This is a genomic window from Sphingobium sp. DN12 (genome assembly GCF_051058005.1).
Lineage (GTDB): Bacteria > Pseudomonadota > Alphaproteobacteria > Sphingomonadales > Sphingomonadaceae > Sphingobium > Sphingobium yanoikuyae.
In genome coordinates this window covers 3,955,927-3,969,831 of sequence record NZ_CP173717.1, presented here as the reverse complement: position 1 = coordinate 3,969,831, position 13,905 = coordinate 3,955,927, and the positions used below count along the sequence as shown (strand labels likewise).

Here is a 13,905-nt window from a genome sequence, read left to right as displayed (position 1 = left end):
TTACCTCAGCTCAGACGCTTGAGCAGGACACAGCTGAGGACGAACAGGCCGATCACCGCCCAGCCCTCCCAGGTGCGGGGACCATAGCCCCAGCCGATACGCTTGGGGCCGAACCAGATGCGCGGGTCATTCATGGGTGCCTTCCGCTTAACTTCGCACATTTCCCGCACATTTTGACATTATGTTGCGCGGGGGCGATCCTATTCGCTTGTCACCCGATCGGCGACATCCCGGCTATAGCATGGCCATGGCGGCGTAGGACAGCAGCCCGAGGGACCGGGGCGAAGGCCCCGATCCCCCCTGTAGATCAGAGCGCGCCAGCGGCCGGAGCGGCGGTTCCTTCTGCCGGCGTTGCGGCAGGGGTCGCGGCGATCGGGGCCGGCGTCGCCGCCGCGCTGTCGACCGAGAAGGCCAGATCCTCGTCCAGGAAGGCGGGGATGATCGAGCCCGACGGGATGTTGGCGCTGGTGCCGGTGGTGAAGAAGCCGGCGACCGGGATCAGCGCGATCGCACCGACGACGCCGGCGGTGCCGGTCACGCCCTTGTCATTGAAGGTGCCGGTCAAGCGCACCTGCCGGCCCCCCAGCCGGACATAGAGCACGCGGCCCTCGATGAAGCCGGACTTGCCCCACATGCCCTTGTTCCGCACGCTGGTGATTTCCGCGATGCCGGGCGTGCCCGCAGGGATCACCACATTATTGCCGACCATCACGGCTTCGGCGGTCTCGATATTGACGCGATCGCCGACCTTCACCGCCTTCTTCTTGGTGGTGAGTTCGACCAGCGTGCGAACGGGCACCTTGGCACCGGCACGCAGGACATTGCCATCGACGGCAGGCGCGATGGTGACGGCAGGCTGCTGCGCAGCCGCCATCGGCGCGGCCAACGCGGCCGCGCAGAAAAACAGACGAATCATGATACCCCCACAGAAAGTCCGCAGGATGCGGACCGGCGGAGGCAAAGCATAGTCCGAAGACTTGCGCCAGAGGCCAAGTAAAGCGCCCGATCTTTTCGGACGCTTTACGCTACGACCGTCAGAAGGGGCGGACGATCACCATGATGACGATCACCGCCGCGGCGATGCCGGGCACTTCGTTCAGCATGCGCAACTGCTTGTCGGCCAGGCTGCGCTGACCGCGTGCGAGCTTCTTTGCATAGCTGGCGATCCAGCCATGATAGCCCGACAGCGCCAGGACGAAGAGCAGCTTCAGGTGGAACCAGCCGAAATGCCAGGCGCCGATTTCCACCATCAGCATCAGGCCGAAGACCCAGGTGAGGATCAGCGACGGGTTGAGGATGATCTTGAGCAGGCGCGTCTCACGCTCGATCCAGCGCTGGTCCTCCGCCGAGCCCGGCACGGTTTCCTGATGATAGACGAAGAAACGCGGCATCATGAACAGCCCCGCCATCAGGAAGATGACAAAGATGACATGGGCGGCCTTCACCCACAGATAGGCAGCGCCGAGATAGGGCATCAGCGTGTCTCCGTTCCGCGCACATAGGCGATCAGCGCCTCGACATGGGCGATCGGCGTATCGGGCAATATGCCATGGCCCAGGTTGAAGATATGAGGCCGGCCGGCAAAGGCGGCGCGCAAGTTATCCACAGCCTGTTCCACCGCCTGACCGCCGGCAATCAGCGCCAGCGGATCGAGATTGCCCTGCACCGGAAGCCCGGCGGGCAGCGTCTGGTTGGCCCAATGCGGGTCGACGGTTTCATCCACACCCACCGCATCGACGCCGGTGCCGATCGCATAGGTCGGCAGTTTCGCGCCGGCACCCTTGGGAAAGCCGATCACCGGAATGTCGGGATGGAGCGCCTTCAATTTGCGGACGATCGCGGCATTGGGCTCTATCACCCAGCGTTCGAACTGGAGCGGGGCGAGGCTGCCGGCCCAGCTGTCGAACAATTGCACCGCTTCCACGCCGGCTTCGATCTGGCCGGAGAGATAGATGACGGTGGCATCGACGATCGCGTCGATCAGCGCGGCGAAGCGATCGGGCTGTTGATAAGCCATGCGCCGCGCGGCGCCCTGGTCCTTGCTGCCCTGTCCCGCGACCATATAGGTGGCGATCGTCCAGGGACTGCCTGCAAAGCCCAGGAAGGTCACCGACGGGTCCAGCGCGGCCTTCACCTGCCGCACCGTTTCATACACAGCCTCATAGCGGCTGAAATCGGGTGTCAGCGCCGACAGGTCGGTCTCCGCCAGGATCGGGGCGAGACGCGGGCCTTCCCCGGCCTCGAACCAGAGATCCTGTCCCATCGCATAGGGGACGATCAATATGTCGGAAAAGAGGATGGCGCCGTCGAAGCCGAAGCGGCGTAGCGGCTGGAGCGTGACCTCTGCCGCGGCGGCGCTGTCATAGACCAGTTCGAGGAAGCCGCCCTTGTCGGCCCGGAGTGCGCGATATTCCGGCAGATAGCGGCCGGCCTGGCGCATGAGCCACATCGGCGGGACGGGCGGCACCGCGCCGCGCAATACGGAAAGGAGCGGCTTGGCGCTGACTGCGCCGGCGTGAGCGTCGGGACCCGTCATGAACTCTCTACTTTATAAAGATATTTAAAAAGGAATGTTGAGGTTGTTGGGCTGTTGGTTCGGGGGTTTATGCGCTGTCCCCGCTTTTGCCAACAGCTTGACTCCTGGAGTCACGCGATTCCGCGGCGAGTCATCTGAATCATCCCCATTACCCACAGGCTGTGGATAAGATTCCGGCCCTGTTGAGAGGCTGTGGATAAGATTCCGCTTTCTGGGGACGAAATGGGGCTGCAAAGTTATCCACAACTCTATCCCTTGCTTTATCCACAGGGGACTCACAGAGATATGCCTGTGTCACGTATCCATCTTCACCTGCTTTCGGACTCCACCGGCGAGACGCTGGAGAATATCGCCAAGGCGGCGATCGGCCTGTTCGAAAATGTCGAGGCGATCCGCCATTTCTGGCCGATGGTCCGATCCGAAGTGCATCTCGACCGGATCATGGAGGAGATATCCGCCCATCCCGGCCTGGTGCTGTTCACGCTCACCAACCATGTGCTGCGACGGCGGCTGGAAACGCGCTGCCGCGCGCTCGGCCTGCCCCATGTCGCCGCGCTGGACAGCGTGGCCGATGCCCTGTCCAACATATTGGGGCAGGAAACCCGGACCCGGCCGGGCCGCAAGCATATCCTCGACGAAGCCTATTTCGCGCGGATCGAGGCGATCCAGTTCACCATCGCCCATGATGATGGCGTGGGGCATGAGAATTGGGAGGAGGCCGATATCGTCCTGGCGGGCGTGTCACGCGCGTCGAAGACGCCGACCTCCATCTATCTTGCCAATCGCGGTTACAAGACCGCCAATATCCCGCTGGTGCCGGAATCGCCGCCGCCGCGCAGCCTTTATGGCCTGAAGCATCCGATGGTGGTGGGCCTCACCATCAGTCCCGAGCGGCTGATCCAGATCAGGCGCAACCGGTTGCTGTCGCTCAACCAGGCGCCGGAGACCGCCTATGTGGATAGCGACAAGGTGCAGGAGGAACTGGCCTTTGCCCGGCGCATGTTCGCCGACAATGGCTGGCCGGTGATCGACATGACCCGCCGGTCGATCGAGGAAGCGGCCGCCGCCATCATCAACCTGTTCAACGACCGCGAACTGGCGGAAGGAAATGAAGCATGATCGTCCTAGCCTCGCAGAGCGCCAGCCGGCGCGCCATGCTGAGCGCGGCCGGCGTGCCGTTCGAGGCGCTGTCGCCGGGTGTGGATGAAGAGGCCGCCAAGGAAGCATTGCGCGCCGATGGCCATGACGGTCGCGCGCTGGCCGATGCGCTGGCGGAGCTGAAGGCGCTCAAGGTGTCGCGCCGCGTGCCGGGCGCGCTGGTGCTGGGCTGTGACCAGACCCTGACTCTCGACGACGGGACGATGATCGACAAGGCGATCGACAAGGCGGATGCTGCGCGCATCCTGCGCCTGCTGTCGGGCCGGGTCCATCATCTCCACAGCGCGGCGGTGATCGTGCTCAACAATGAACCGATCTGGCGCCATGTCGAGCGGGTGCGGATGACGGTGCGGACCCTGTCCGACGGATTCATCGATTCCTATCTGGAGGACGACTGGGACGAATGCCAATGGTGCGTCGGCTGCTACCGGATCGAGGGGCCGGGCGCGCAACTGTTCGCCAGGGTGGAAGGCAGCCAGTTCGGCATCCAGGGCCTGCCGCTGCTGCCGCTGCTTGACTTCCTGCGCATAAGGGGCGTTCTGGCGTCATGACCGACAAGCTCCCCTATGCCGAGGTGATCGGCGATCCGATCGACCACAGCAAGTCGCCCCTTATCCACAATTTCTGGCTGCAGGCGCTGGATATCGAGGCGGAATATAAGAAGACCCATGTGACGCCCGAGGGGCTGTCCGCCTATTTCCTGCAGCGCCGGGCCGATCCCGACTGGCTGGGCTGCAATGTCACCATTCCCCACAAGATCGCGGTGATGGACTATACCGACGATCCGGGCGGGGTGCGCGACCGGATCGGTGCGATGAACACCATCGCCAGCGAGACCGCAGGCCCGCTGATCGGCACCAATACCGATGCCGGCGGGTTCCTGCAGCCGCTGCTGCGCGACAAGTGGAAGGGCCGCCATGCGGTGCTGATCGGCGCGGGCGGCGCGGCGCGGGCGATCCTGTTCGCGCTTACCAGCCTGGGCGTGCCGGAGATCACGATCATGGCGCGCGACCCGGCCAAGGGACAGGCGCTGCTCGACCGGGCCGGGGTGAAGGGCAAGGTGATCGGCATGACCGATGCGCTGCCGGCCGCCGACCTGCTGGTCAACAGCACGTCGCTGGGCATGGTCGGCCAGCCGGCGCTGGATCTGGACCTGTCGCCGCTGCCGGGCAGCGCGACCGTCTATGACATCGTCTATGCGCCGCTGGAGACCGGTCTGCTGAAGGCGGCGCGCGACCGGGGCCTCAAGACGCTGGACGGACTGGAAATGCTGATCGGCCAGGCGGCGCTGGCGTTCGATATCTTCTTCGATGCGGAAGCGCCGCGCGAACTGGACGCGGAACTGCGCGCGCTGCTGCTGGCGGCGGACTGAACGGCGACGGGGTGAAGATTTACGGCCTCACCGGCTCGATCGGCATGGGCAAGTCGGCGGTTGCGGCGATGTTTCGCCGCGAGGGCGTGCCGGTGTTCGATGCCGATGCCGAGGTGCATCGGCTGCAGGGGCCGGGCGGCCGGCTGATCCCGGCGATCGAGGCGCGCTTTCCCGGCACCACCGGGCCGCAGGGGGTCAACCGGGCGAAGCTGGGCGCGGCGGTGTTCGGCCATCCCGCCGAATTGAAGGCACTGGAGGCGATCGTCCATCCCGCCGTGGGCGAGTCGCGGCGGCGATTCCTCAAACGCCATCGATCGCGCCAATTCGTCATCCTGGACGTGCCCTTGCTGTTCGAGACGGGTGGCTACCGGCGCATGGCGGGGATCATCGTCGTCAGTGCGCCCGCATGGAAACAGCGGCGGCGGGTGCTGGCCCGGCCGGGCATGACGGTGGCAAAATTTCGTAGAATCCTGCACTTGCAGCTGCCCGATGCTGAAAAGCGGCTAAGGGCAGACTATATCATCAACACGGGTACGACATTTGCCGCAACCCGAGCACAGGTCAGGCGTCTGGTCGCTTGCCTTGGCGCCCGGACAGGCAGATAAGTAGAGTCATAGAGAGTCGGTTCAAAAGGGCGATGCGCGAGATCATTTTCGACACCGAAACGACGGGATTTGATCCGGCATCCGGCGATCGGCTGGTCGAAATCGGGTGCATAGAGCTTATCAATCGCGTGCCGACCGGCCGCACCTTCCACGCCTATTATAATCCACAGCGCGACATGCCCTCCGCCGCCGAGGCGGTGCATGGCCTGTCGAGCCAGTTCCTGTCGGACAAGCCGCTGTTCCGCGAGGGCGTGGCTGAACTGATGGATTTCCTGGAGGACAGCCCGCTGGTCGCGCATAATGCGCGCTTCGACTTCGGATTCCTCAATCACGAATTGAAGCTCTGCGCGCGCGACGCCGTGTCGATGGACCGGATGATCGACACGGTGGCGATCGCCCGCACCCTGCATCCCGGCGCCAAGCACAGCCTGGACGCGCTCTGCACCCGTTACGGCATCGACCGCAGCCATCGCGTCAAGCATGGCGCGCTGCTCGACGCCGAACTGCTGGCGCAGCTCTATGTCGAATTGACCGGCGGCCGTCAGATCGGCCTGGGTCTTGCACAGGAGGAAGAGAAAGAGATCGTCAGGGTGGAACTGACGGAAACCGCCGTTGTTCGCCCTGTTCGTCCCGCGCGCGTCTTCACGGCGAGCGCGGAGGAGCTGGAGAGGCATGCCGCTTTCGTCGCGAAGCTGGATAAGCCGCTCTGGCTCGAGGAGGCGCCGCCGGCCTGAACCTGCCGGCGTTTGCCACGTGCCAACCGGGCCGCTGATCCGGCGTCCCGGCAAGAATAAGGAGAAGGCATATGGATATCCGTGTTTCCGGGCATCAGGTCGAGACGGGCGAGGCGCTCAAGCAGCACGTCAGCGACCGGCTGGAAGCGATAGCCGAGAAATATTTCTCCCGCACGATTTCCGCCCAGGTGACCTTCCGACCGGCGCCGCATGGCGCCTTCCATTGTGATATCGTCTGCCATGTGATGACCGGCCTGATCCTGAAGGGCGCCGGCGAGGCGCAGGAGGCGCATCCCGCCTTCGACCAGGCATCGGACCGGATCGAGAAGCAGCTGCGCCGCTATATGCGCCGCCTGAAGGACCGCAGCATCCAGGCCGCCGCTGCCGAGGCGCAGCGCGCCAATGGCTATAGCGTCGATGATATCGACGGCGCGGGCTATACCATCTTCGCCGGTGCCGCCGACGAGGAGGCCGAAGCGGCCGATGCGCCCCTGATCGTCGCCGAAACGCGGGTCGACATTCCCGAGGCCAGCGTGTCCGACGCGGTGATGATGCTGGACCTGCGCAACACCAATGCGCTGCTGTTCCTCAATGCCGGCACGTCGGCCTATAATATGGTCTATCGCCGTCAGGACGGCACGATCGGCTGGGTCGAGCCGCGCGGCTGACCCCCTGCCAAGCCGGGCCGCCTGTTGACCTCCGGGTGCAGGCGGCCTATGGGGCCGGGCTTTAGTTTCTCCGAGCAACGCGCATTTTTTTCGACAGGCTGGGCGCGCCTCGGCTGCCCCCGGAAGTAAAATGGTGCATTTCAACGATATTGTCTCGCCGGACGCGCTGGCCACCGAGGTGACTGTGAACGGCAAGAAGATGCTGTTCCAGAAGATCGCGGCTCTGGCGGCGCAATCCTATGGCGTGGATGCCGAAGCGGCCGCCGACGCGCTGCTGGAGCGCGAGCGTCTGGGCTCCACCGGCTTCGGTGGCGGCGTTGCCATTCCCCATGCCAAGCTGCCGGGCCTCGACCGCATGTGCGGCGTGGTCGTGCTGCTCGATCCGCCGGCGCCGTTCGACGCGGTCGATGATGCGCCGGTCGATGTCGTGTTCGCGCTGCTGTCGCCGCAGGACAGCGGTGCCGAGCATTTGAAGACGCTGGCGCGTGTATCCCGCTATCTGCGTGACGAGGCGCAGGTGACGCGCCTGCGCGGTGCTAAGTCGGCCGAGGCGCTGCATGCGCTGCTGGCCGGTGGTGAGGCGCGTGACGCCGCCTGAGGCCGCTGCGCTCGCCAGTGGCGAGGCGGCGCATTTTCGCGCGCTGGAGCATCTCTACAACAGCGCGCCGATCAACGACCTGTTCCTGTCGACCCTGTGCGTGCCGGAACCCGGCCGATCGGTGATCGATTTCGAGGTCGACGAGCGGCATTTCCATGCTGCCGGTGCGGTGCATGGCACCGTCTATTTCAAGATGCTGGACGATGCGGCCTTCTATGCCGCCAACAGTCTGGTCAGCGATCGCTTCCTGTTGACCACCGCCTTCAACCTGCTCTTCACCCGGCCGATCGGCCCTGGAAAGCTGCGCGCCGAGGGGCGCTGGATCAGCGGCAAGCGCCGCGTCTATGTCGCCGAGGCAAGCATCCTCGATTCGGACGGGGAAGAGGTGGGCCGGGGCACCGGCACCTTCATGCGGTCGCAAATTCCGCTGTCATCGCTGCCGGGATATCATGGCTGAGGATAGTCCGGCCGCGCGGCTGACCAGCGCGATGCTGGTCGGCGCGCTGGTGAAGCGGGTGAATGCCGCCGGCGGCTTTGCCATGATCCTGGCCAAGGGCGATGCAATGAGCGGCGTCATCCTGGTCCAGGTGATGGACAAGGGGCGGGAATCCGCAATTTTCGAACGAGTATCGAACTTTCGCGGCGGCCATGCATTGATGCGCTGTGGACCCCCTGCGGAAGAGGGGCCGGAGGCGTTCGCCGCCTATGCCGAACGCCGGCGCAGATCGGACCCCGACCTGTGGCTGGTGGAGCTTGATATCGCGGATGCGGAACGGTTCGCCGCTGAAACGATCTGCTGATCGTTGACTCCTTGCACGCGCGCGGGCAATGGCGGCCGACGCTGAACGCGCAGGTTGCCTGCATTCGTCCATGGGGGGCGGGCCGGTAAACACGCAGACGGGGGGCGGCCGAACGTCACAGAATATCGGTTACAATCGACGTTTCTGGCCAATAACCGCACGATTTTGAGCCATAATGAGTTTTCGTCTGAAGGCCGCGATCATCGCGGCATTTACGCTGTCGGCCGCTGCGGCTGTTACGGCGTCGGACATGTCGAGCGCCAGCGAGGCCTCCCTGTCCACGGTTTCCCTGCCGGAAACCGCCGCGCTGACTAGCGCACCCACGGCCGGCACCAAGCCCGCCGTCGTTTTCGCTGCGCCGCAGGAAGTCGCGCAGTCGCTGGATTCCGGCTCCAAGGCTGGCAGCAATTTTTCGACCGATATCGAGCCCAAGGCCGAGACCCTGGCAGCCCTGGTTGATGCGCAAGGCGCTCCCGAGGATGTCGAAGGCGACATGAAGTGCCTGGCCGGTGCGGTCTATTTCGAATCCAAGGGTGAAACGCTGGAGGGCCAGCTGGCCGTCGCCCGCGTCATCATCAACCGCGCCAAGTCGGGCCGCTTCGCCAGCAGCCTGTGCGGCGTCGTCTATCAGCCGAGCCAGTTCAGCTTCGTGCGTGGTCACGGCATGCCGCCGATCAACATCGCCAGCGATTCCTGGCGCGAGGCGGTTGCGATCGCGCAGATCGCCCTCGACGACAGCTGGGACAGCCAGGCCGAAGGCGCACTGTTCTTCCATGCCCGCCGCGTGTCGCCGGGCTGGGGCAAGACCAAGCTGGCGTCGATCGACAATCACGTCTTCTATCGCTGATCCGCGCTCACCGCGCGACAGTGACGCCCTTTTGAAGGCCGGTTCGGACCCCATGTCCGAATCGGTCTTTTCTTTTGTTCCCTTCCTGTTCTAGTCTGGTGCCATGACCATCCAAGACGCCGATCGCTGTTCACCGCTGACCGACGGGACCGCGCTGGCGGTTGCGCGCGGCACGCTGCGCCTGTTCCACCGCCATGACATGAACGGCATATTGGAAGTGCCGCTGCCCAATGGCCGGCGGGCCGACATCATGGCGATCGACAGCGCCGGGCGCCTGACCATCGTGGAGATCAAGTGCAGCCGGGCGGACCTGCTGGGCGACATGAAATGGCCGGATTATTTCGACTATTGCGACCGCTATTTCTGGGCGGTGCCATCGGGCTTCGACACCGGCCTGTTCGACAGCGAGGCGCTGTGGCCGGCCCGCACCGGCCTGATCGTCGCCGACCAATATGATGCCGAACTGGTGCGGGCCGCGCCGTTCGAGCCGCTGGCCGCCGCCCGGCGCAAGGCAGAGACGCTGCGCTTTGCCCGCCGCGCCGCTCGCCGCCTGTCGGCGCTGGCCGACCCGGATTATGCGGCGGAATTGGGCTGGTAATATCAGAAGAAGGGTGGTCGATGCGCTCGCATCTGGAATTTCGATCGGCAGTTTATGCAGACGATGGGGCGGCCATCGCCCAGGTTCTGGCCGAACGCCTGCCTCATTATGGCTTTCAAGCCCAGCCGATCGTTCAGGAGGATTGGGGCTGGTGCGTTCCGATCGCGCATGAGGCCTTCTCACTGTGGATCGGATGCGGCCACTATCTGGAATATCCTGACGGTGTGCTTTGTTTCATCGAACCTTCACGGCCCTTTGTGAGACGTTGGTTTCGTCGCATCAGCACCATGGAGCCGGTGGAAAGGCTGGCTGATGCCCTAGAGGCGATTGTCGAAGCCAGTGGCGAAGCGAAGCATATCCGCTGGTGGACTGACGAGGAAGTGGCCGCGGGCTAAGCACGGCCACCCAATGTTTCAGAAAACCGGACCCTGGACCGGGCCCTTGGGCGCTGCGGCGTTGGCCTTGGCGGAATCGAGGGCCTCGACCAGACCCGGCGTGCGGCTGTCGCGTTCGGCATAGTCGCGGGCGGACATGCCGGCGATCGTGTCGCGCTTGTCCGCATTGGCGCCCTGCGCCACCAGCAGGCGGACCAGGCCGATGTCGCGCAGCTGCACCGCGCGGATCAATGCGGTCTCGCCGCTGCCATTGGTCTTGTCGACCTGGGCACCGCGGGCGAGCAGCAGGCGCACGCCTTCCTCGTACCGGTTCTGCACGGCGAGCAGCAGCGGCGTGGTGCCATTATTGTCGGCCAGGTTCGGATTGGCGCCCTTCGACAGCATGAAGTTGAGCCAGGTCGTGTCGCGGCGGCCGATGACGATGTGCAGCGCGGTTTCACCGGTGGTGACGTCACGGCTGTTGATGACGGTCGAACCCGGCTTCTGCAGCAGGTCGGTCGCCTTTTCGCCGTCGGCGTCCTTCACCGCCTTGAGGAAGTTGTAATTGTTGGAAAACTGGGCCTGGGCCGCAACCGGGGCCATCAGTGCCAGGGTGATGGCGGCAGGCCGCGCCAGAAACAGCCAGGTGGAAAGTCCGCTCTTCATCCCAATCTTCATCGTCGCGCGCCCCGTTCGATTTGCAAATCGGCCCATAGCAAGGCATGGCAGGCGACACCATGAACAAAGCGCTGATCTCGCTCGCCCTGCCGCTTCTGGCCTTGCTGACGGCATGCAATATGGGGGCTGGCGGCAACGCATCAAGCGGCGAGAGCGAGCAGGGCAATCTGGTCGGTGCGCGCATCGGTGCGCCCTTCACCCTGACCGACCAGGACGGCAAGACCGTGCATTGGGACGATTATAAGGGCCAGTATCGGATCGTCTATTTCGGCTACACCTATTGCCCGGATGTCTGCCCGGTCGATCTGCAGCGGATCATGCAGGCGTTCAGTGCCTTCGAGAAGGCAGCGCCCGCCCGCGCCGCGAAGGTGCAGCCGATCTTTATCAGCGTCGATCCCAAGCGGGACACGCCGGCGGTGCTGAAGCCCTATGTCACAGCCTTCCACCCGCGCCTCGTCGGCCTGACCGGCACGCCGGAACAGATCGCGAAGGTGGCCAAGGACTTCGTCGTCCTCTACAATGCGGAAAAGCCGGAAGGGGCGAGCGACTATCTGGTCAGCCACAGCCGCACGCCCTATCTGTTCGGGCCGGACGGCAAGCCGATCGCGCTGGTGCCGGTCGATGATCCGGGCACGCCGGACGTGGACGAGGGCGCTCCGGATATCGTGCGCGCCTTCCTCGAAAAATGGGTCAAGTGACATTTGGACTTCTGGGACAAGCCCCTCGACAAGCTGAACCGCGCCGAATGGGAAGCGCTGTGCGACGGTTGCGGCAAATGCTGCCTGCACAAGGCGGAAGATGAGGACACGGGCCGCATCTATCCGACCAATGTCGCCTGTCGCCTGCTCGACCGGCATAGCGGCCAATGCACCAACTATCCCGACCGGCGGCGGTTCGTGCCCGATTGCGTGCGGCTGACGCCGGCCAAGGTGAAGCAGATCAGCTGGTTGCCGCGCACCTGTGCCTATCGGCTGCGCGAGGCGGGGCTGCCGCTGCCCGAATGGCATTATCTGGTCTGCGGCGATCGCGAGGCGGTGCATCGGGCGAAGGAATCCGTGCGCGGCTGGACCGTGGCGGAGGCCGATGCGGGCGATTGGGAACATCATCTTGTCGACCGAGAGCTGTGACGCGGCCATCCTGATCGATGGCGTGGCCATGCCGGTGCGGGTGCGCCGGTCGGCCCGCGCACGCGCCTACAAACTGACGATCGACGGGTTGCGCGGCGAATTGCGGCTGTCGCTGCCGGCGCGGGCGAACCTCAAGCGCGCGCTGGGCTGGGCGCAGGGGCATGAGGATTGGGTCCGGGCGCAGATGGCGGTGACGCCGGCGGTGACGCTGCTGGGCGACGGCGCGACCTTCCCGCTGGAGGGGCGCGAGGTGCGCATCTGCTGGATTGCAGGGGCGACCCGCACGATCCGGCTGGAGGGCGACCGGCTGATCCTGGGCGGGGCGGCGGAATCGGTCGGCGCGCGGGTGCTGCGCTGGCTGCGGACACGGGCCAAGGCGGTGCTGGAGGCGGAGACGCTGGCGATGGCGCAGGATCATGGCCTGATCGTTGCCTCGGTCGGCACTGGCGACACGCGCAGCCGCTGGGGCAGTTGCACGTCGAGCGGGGCGATCCGCTATAGCTGGCGGCTGATCCTGGCGCCGGCCTGGGTGCGGCGATCGACCGTGGCGCATGAACTGGCGCATCTGCTGCACATGGATCATAGCCCGGCCTTCCACGCCGCCCATGCCCGCATCTATGGCGAGGATCCACGCCCGGCGCGCGCCTGGCTGAAGGCGCATGGGGCGGGCCTGCACCGCTATCAGGCCTGAACCGATGGCGCGCCGGAAACGCTATCTGACCGCCACCATGCCGGATGGCTATGTGAAGAAGATCGGGCCGACCGCCGACCCTTTCACCCATTATTGGCGGATCGTCGCCATACTGGAAAATGGCAAGACCGAAGTGTTCTGGGGCCATACCCGCTCGCTGGCCGAGGCGAAGAAGAAGCGCGCGGCCGCGCCCGATGGCGCACGGATGCGCGGCTGGACATCCTATCAGTTCGAGATGGTCGAACTGGTGGAAAGCGCGGACTAGCCCCGATGCGGCCAGGCGCCGTCGGCGTCGCCGCCGGGGCAGTCATGGTCGGTATCGCGCGGATAGGGCAGGCCACAGGCGCTGCAGGTGGCATAATGGCCCTGTTTCAGGCCGTGGCCGACCGCAACCCGCTCGTCGAAGACATAGCAGTCGCCCTGCCAGCGGCTTTGCGCCTGTGGCATTTCCTCCAGATAGCGCAGGATGCCGCCCTTGAGGTGATAGACCTCGTCAAAGCCGCGCGCCTTGACCAGCGCGGTCGATTTTTCGCAGCGGATGCCGCCGGTGCAGAACATCGCGATCTTGGGGCTGCGGCCTTCGTCGCGCAGCTTGGCGGCAAAATCGTCGAACCAGGCGGGAAATTCGCGGAAGGAGCGGGTGGCCGGGTCGATCGCATTCTCGAACGTGCCGACCGCCACCTCATAGGCGTTGCGCGTGTCGATGATGACGGTGTCGGGATCGGCGATCAGCGCATTCCAGTCCGCGGGATCGAGATGCACGCCGGCCTGATGGGCGGGATCGAGGTCGCCTGCGCCCAGGGTCACGATCTCCGCCTTCACCTTGACCTTCATCTTGCCGAAGGGCGCGCTGTCGGCGGTCGCATATTTCACATCGACGTCGGCGCAGCCGGGCAGGGCGCGGATATGGGCGACCAGCCGCTCGATCGCCTCGGCCGTGCCCGCGACCGTGCCGTTGATGCCCTCGCGCGCCAGGATCAGCGTGCCGCAGGTGCCAAGATCGGCGCACAGTGCGCGCAGATCGGCGGCGGTTGCCTGCGGGTCGGCGAAGGTGGCGAAACGGTAGAGGGCTGCGACGGTGAACATGGGGAGCCCTATAGGCGCTGGCGCGCATACTTG

General features: G+C 65.1%; 22 protein-coding genes. 16 read left to right on the top strand and 6 right to left on the bottom strand.

Features of this window, described 5'->3' with window-relative positions; translation table 11 throughout:
• Positions 1-5: 5 nt before the first annotated feature.
• From ACI6S0_RS18845 to hemE, 4 genes are all read right to left on the bottom strand, one after another.
• The gene (locus tag ACI6S0_RS18845; RefSeq protein WP_434403932.1) at positions 6-134 is read right to left on the bottom strand and encodes a hypothetical protein; all 129 of its coding nucleotides are present in this window, start codon (positions 132-134) and stop codon (positions 6-8) included.
• A gap of 173 nt (positions 135-307) precedes the next feature.
• A complete protein-coding gene (locus tag ACI6S0_RS18840) occupies positions 308-916 on the bottom strand; it encodes a hypothetical protein (RefSeq protein WP_004209206.1) in 609 nt (202 codons plus the stop codon).
• 118 nt (positions 917-1,034) lie between these two features.
• Positions 1,035-1,475 carry a CopD family protein gene (locus tag ACI6S0_RS18835; RefSeq protein ID WP_010335790.1) on the bottom strand — a complete coding sequence of 147 codons (441 nt, stop codon included), beginning with the start codon at positions 1,473-1,475 and terminating at the stop codon, positions 1,035-1,037.
• Positions 1,475-2,536 carry a uroporphyrinogen decarboxylase gene (hemE, locus tag ACI6S0_RS18830; RefSeq protein WP_434403931.1) on the bottom strand — a complete coding sequence of 354 codons (1,062 nt, stop codon included), beginning with the start codon at positions 2,534-2,536 and terminating at the stop codon, positions 1,475-1,477. Before hemE ends, ACI6S0_RS18835 begins: the two co-directional genes overlap by 1 nt.
• 291 nt (positions 2,537-2,827) lie before the next feature.
• Here hemE and ACI6S0_RS18825 point away from each other — a divergent pair, with 291 nt between their 5' ends.
• The 12 genes from ACI6S0_RS18825 (at position 2,828) to ACI6S0_RS18770 (ending at position 10,311) form a co-directional block, all read left to right on the top strand.
• Complete coding sequence (locus ACI6S0_RS18825; protein WP_026108809.1) at positions 2,828-3,655, top strand: pyruvate, water dikinase regulatory protein; 828 nt, start codon at positions 2,828-2,830, stop codon at positions 3,653-3,655.
• Positions 3,652-4,245 (top strand): Maf family protein, encoded by a 594-nt coding sequence (locus ACI6S0_RS18820; RefSeq protein WP_004209202.1) that lies wholly within the window; start codon positions 3,652-3,654, stop codon positions 4,243-4,245. Before ACI6S0_RS18825 ends, ACI6S0_RS18820 begins: the two co-directional genes overlap by 4 nt.
• On the top strand, positions 4,242-5,066 hold the full coding sequence (gene aroE, locus ACI6S0_RS18815; protein ID WP_434403930.1) for a shikimate dehydrogenase: 825 nt from the start codon (positions 4,242-4,244) through the stop codon (positions 5,064-5,066). The genes ACI6S0_RS18820 and aroE overlap by 4 nt, the downstream gene beginning before the upstream one ends.
• 11 nt (positions 5,067-5,077) lie before the next feature.
• Positions 5,078-5,671 (top strand): dephospho-CoA kinase, encoded by a 594-nt coding sequence (gene coaE, locus ACI6S0_RS18810; RefSeq protein ID WP_434403929.1) that lies wholly within the window; start codon positions 5,078-5,080, stop codon positions 5,669-5,671.
• A gap of 32 nt (positions 5,672-5,703) precedes the next feature.
• Positions 5,704-6,405, top strand: a complete 702-nt coding sequence (dnaQ, locus tag ACI6S0_RS18805; RefSeq protein ID WP_004209199.1) for a DNA polymerase III subunit epsilon — start codon at positions 5,704-5,706, stop codon at positions 6,403-6,405.
• A gap of 71 nt (positions 6,406-6,476) precedes the next feature.
• Positions 6,477-7,073 (top strand): ribosome hibernation-promoting factor, HPF/YfiA family, encoded by a 597-nt coding sequence (gene hpf, locus ACI6S0_RS18800; RefSeq protein WP_010335785.1) that lies wholly within the window; start codon positions 6,477-6,479, stop codon positions 7,071-7,073.
• A gap of 130 nt (positions 7,074-7,203) precedes the next feature.
• Entirely contained in the window at positions 7,204-7,671 is a 468-nt protein-coding gene (locus ACI6S0_RS18795; protein ID WP_010335784.1) for a PTS sugar transporter subunit IIA, read from the top strand.
• Positions 7,631-8,128 carry a PaaI family thioesterase gene (locus ACI6S0_RS18790; protein WP_434403928.1) on the top strand — a complete coding sequence of 166 codons (498 nt, stop codon included), beginning with the start codon at positions 7,631-7,633 and terminating at the stop codon, positions 8,126-8,128. Before ACI6S0_RS18795 ends, ACI6S0_RS18790 begins: the two co-directional genes overlap by 41 nt.
• A complete protein-coding gene (locus tag ACI6S0_RS18785) occupies positions 8,121-8,471 on the top strand; it encodes a DUF1491 family protein (RefSeq protein ID WP_004209195.1) in 351 nt (116 codons plus the stop codon). The genes ACI6S0_RS18790 and ACI6S0_RS18785 overlap by 8 nt, the downstream gene beginning before the upstream one ends.
• 175 nt (positions 8,472-8,646) lie before the next feature.
• On the top strand, positions 8,647-9,318 hold the full coding sequence (locus ACI6S0_RS18780; protein ID WP_063975995.1) for a cell wall hydrolase: 672 nt from the start codon (positions 8,647-8,649) through the stop codon (positions 9,316-9,318).
• Between the two features lie 103 nt (positions 9,319-9,421).
• Entirely contained in the window at positions 9,422-9,916 is a 495-nt protein-coding gene (locus ACI6S0_RS18775; RefSeq protein WP_434403926.1) for an MmcB family DNA repair protein, read from the top strand.
• 20 nt (positions 9,917-9,936) lie between these two features.
• Positions 9,937-10,311: a hypothetical protein gene (locus ACI6S0_RS18770; protein ID WP_434403925.1), complete on the top strand. Its 375-nt coding sequence runs from the start codon at positions 9,937-9,939 to the stop codon at positions 10,309-10,311.
• Positions 10,312-10,329: 18 nt separating this feature from the next.
• Here ACI6S0_RS18770 and ACI6S0_RS18765 read toward each other — a convergent pair whose 3' ends face one another.
• Positions 10,330-10,968, bottom strand: coding sequence for an ankyrin repeat domain-containing protein (locus ACI6S0_RS18765; protein ID WP_004209192.1), 639 nt, complete (start codon positions 10,966-10,968; stop codon positions 10,330-10,332).
• A gap of 44 nt (positions 10,969-11,012) precedes the next feature.
• Between ACI6S0_RS18765 and ACI6S0_RS18760 the strand changes: the two genes are divergently transcribed.
• Genes ACI6S0_RS18760 through ACI6S0_RS18745 form a run of 4 tightly spaced genes read left to right on the top strand, consistent with a single transcriptional unit; the run spans position 11,013 to position 13,051 of the window.
• Positions 11,013-11,666 (top strand): SCO family protein, encoded by a 654-nt coding sequence (locus ACI6S0_RS18760; RefSeq protein WP_099231183.1) that lies wholly within the window; start codon positions 11,013-11,015, stop codon positions 11,664-11,666.
• A 3-nt stretch (positions 11,667-11,669) separates the two neighbouring features.
• Positions 11,670-12,095 carry a YcgN family cysteine cluster protein gene (locus ACI6S0_RS18755; RefSeq protein ID WP_010335778.1) on the top strand — a complete coding sequence of 142 codons (426 nt, stop codon included), beginning with the start codon at positions 11,670-11,672 and terminating at the stop codon, positions 12,093-12,095.
• Positions 12,052-12,786, top strand: coding sequence for a M48 family metallopeptidase (locus ACI6S0_RS18750; protein WP_434403922.1), 735 nt, complete (start codon positions 12,052-12,054; stop codon positions 12,784-12,786). The genes ACI6S0_RS18755 and ACI6S0_RS18750 overlap by 44 nt, the downstream gene beginning before the upstream one ends.
• A 4-nt stretch (positions 12,787-12,790) precedes the next feature.
• Positions 12,791-13,051, top strand: coding sequence for a hypothetical protein (locus tag ACI6S0_RS18745; protein ID WP_004209188.1), 261 nt, complete (start codon positions 12,791-12,793; stop codon positions 13,049-13,051).
• Here the strand turns inward: ACI6S0_RS18745 and ACI6S0_RS18740 are convergent.
• On the bottom strand, positions 13,048-13,872 hold the full coding sequence (locus ACI6S0_RS18740) for a rhodanese-related sulfurtransferase (RefSeq protein ID WP_434403919.1): 825 nt from the start codon (positions 13,870-13,872) through the stop codon (positions 13,048-13,050). The genes ACI6S0_RS18745 and ACI6S0_RS18740 overlap by 4 nt on opposite strands.
• Between the last annotated feature and the right edge of the window lie 33 nt (positions 13,873-13,905).